1 protein-coding gene is annotated in these 1,634 nt (G+C 67.2%); it reads left to right on the top strand.

Going from position 1 to position 1,634, the window contains the following annotated elements; all coding sequences use genetic code 11:
• The first annotated feature begins 157 nt into the window (after nt 1-157).
• The gene (locus ACTJKT_RS20475) at nt 158-1,576 is read left to right on the top strand and encodes a sigma-54 interaction domain-containing protein (RefSeq protein ID WP_440788348.1); all 1,419 of its coding nucleotides are present in this window, start codon (nt 158-160) and stop codon (nt 1,574-1,576) included.
• Nucleotides 1,577-1,634 lie beyond the last annotated feature (58 nt).

The raw sequence follows: 1,634 nt of genomic DNA, 5'->3' as shown, positions 1-1,634 counted from the left end.
ACCGGAACGGTCGTGGCGTACTCAAGATCGCTGAAGGTCCTCCGGCCCTTATCGCAGCCTGCGGCAGCGGCTACAGGGATAGCGTCAGCCTTGATGGTCGCGTCGCTGTGAGGATTCCCGGCATAATCTGCGCCGCGCTCCCTTCAGGACCTCCCCCATGAACGACACCGAAAGCCTCAAGGATTACCAGCGGGTTCGCCAACTGGCGATTCGTTCGCTGTTCGAGATCATCGAGCAATCCAGCGAGGGCACGGTGATCGTCGACCGCGACGCCAATATCGTCTGGATGAACGAGCGCTACGCCCGGCGCTTCGGCCTGGAGTCGGCGGCGTTCGCCATCGGCAAGGCCTGCGAAAGCGTGATCCCCGGCAGCCTGTTGCGCGAAGTGGTGCGCACCGGGCGGCCGATCCTGCTGGACATGCAGGACACCCCCAAGGACCCGCTGGTGGTGATGCGCCTGCCGATCCATGACGACGCCGGGGCGGTGATCGGCGCCATCGGCTTTGCCCTGTTCGACGAGTTGCGCAGCCTGTCGCCGATGCTCAAGCGCTACCTGAGCATGCAGGAAGAACTGGCCTCGACCCGCTCGCTGCTGCGGGCACGGCAGACCAAATACAACTTCGCCCACTTTATCGGCACCAGCGCCGCCAGCCTGGAAGTCAAACGCCGCGCCCGGCGCAGCGCCAGCGCCGACTCGCCGGTGTTGCTGCAAGGCGAGACCGGCACCGGCAAGGAGCTGCTGGCCCAGGCCATCCACGCCGCGTCGCCACGGGCGCACAAGGCCTTTGTCAGCATCAACAGCGCGGCGATTCCCGAAGCCCTGCTGGAAGCCGAGTTCTTCGGCACCGCCCCCGGCGCCTTCACCGGCGCCGACCGCAAGGGCCGCGCCGGCAAGCTGCAGATCGCCCAGGGCGGCACGCTGTTTCTCGACGAGATCGGCGACATGCCCCTGCCCCTGCAAAGCAAGCTGCTGCGGGTGCTGCAAGAGAAAGAGTTCGAGCCGGTGGGCTCCAACGAGGTGATCCAGAGCGACGTGCGGGTGATCGCCGCCACCTCCACCGACCTGGAAGCGGCGATCAAGCGCGGCGAATTCCGCGCCGACCTGTACTACCGCCTCAATGTGCTGCCGATCCAGGTGCCGCCGCTGCGCGAACGCCTGGACGACCTGCCGGCCCTCAGCGAAGCCATCCTCGAAGAACTGCGCAGCCAGCACGAACTGACTCCCGACGCCCTGGCCCTGCTCGGCCAGCACGCCTGGCCCGGCAATATCCGCGAGCTGCGTAACGTCCTGGAGCGGGCCGCCCTGCTCAGCGACGACCTGATGCTCAATGCCGGCGACCTGCGCGCGGCCATCGGCACCTTCAGCCCGGTGCCGCGCGCCGCCAACGTCCAGGCCGCCGAGGTGCAGCCCAACGAAAGCTTCGCCGCGGCGCGGGAGCGTTTCGACCGCCAGGTGATCGAGACGGCCCTGGCGCACTGCGGCGGCAAGGTGGTGCAAGCCGCGGCGCGCCTGGGACTGGGGCGCTCGACCCTGTACAAGAAGATGGCGGCGCTGGGGATTGAAGAGTCTCAATAGAGAGACACGCATCTCCATAAAGAGAAAGGCCCAGCGCTACGCGCTGATCGCGGGCAAG

This window comes from Pseudomonas sp. 22526 (assembly GCF_052044735.1).
GTDB lineage: Bacteria > Pseudomonadota > Gammaproteobacteria > Pseudomonadales > Pseudomonadaceae > Aquipseudomonas > Aquipseudomonas piscium.
This window is presented reverse-complemented; position numbering and strand designations above follow the sequence as displayed.

What these genes read in the sequence shown, in the direction of transcription:
- ACTJKT_RS20475 (WP_440788348.1), top strand. Translation starts at nt 158, where the DNA reads ATGAACGACACCGAAAGCCTCAAGGATTACCAGCGGGTTCGCCAACTG.